Here is a 454-nt window from a genome sequence, read left to right on the forward strand (position 1 = left end):
ACCACCCAGCGGCTGCTGGGTGATCATCGAGTACGGGCCGGTCGACCGAGCGTGGATCTTGTCGTCGACCAGGTGCAGCAGCTTCAGGATGTAGATGTAGCCCACCGAGATCGGGTGCGGGAACGGCTCGCCGGAGCGGCCGTCGAAGAGCCGGGCCTTGCCGTTCTCCCCCACCATGCGGGAGCCGTCCCGGTTGAGCAGGGTGCTGTTCAGCAGGCCGACGATCTCCTCCTCGTGGGCGCCGTCGAACACCGGCGTGGCGACCTTGGTCCAGGGCTCGACCCTGTCCATGTCCTTGTCACGCAGGCGCTCGGCCCAGGCCTCCTCGATACCGGAGACGTCCCAGCCGCGGGCGGCGATCCACCCGAGGTGTGTCTCCAGCACCTGGCCGACGTTCATCCGGCCGGGAACGCCCAGCGGGTTCAGGACGATGTCGACCGGGGTGCCGTCCTCG

The 454-nt window shown here is 68.7% G+C and carries 1 pseudogene; it reads right to left on the reverse strand.

The annotated features are described in order from the left end of the window. Positions 1–454 (reverse strand): annotated as a pseudogene (locus AAH991_RS40270) (DNA-directed RNA polymerase subunit beta); the annotation flags it as partial.

The organism is Microbispora sp. ZYX-F-249, from assembly GCF_039649665.1.
Taxonomy (GTDB): Bacteria; Actinomycetota; Actinomycetes; order Streptosporangiales; family Streptosporangiaceae; genus Microbispora; species Microbispora maris.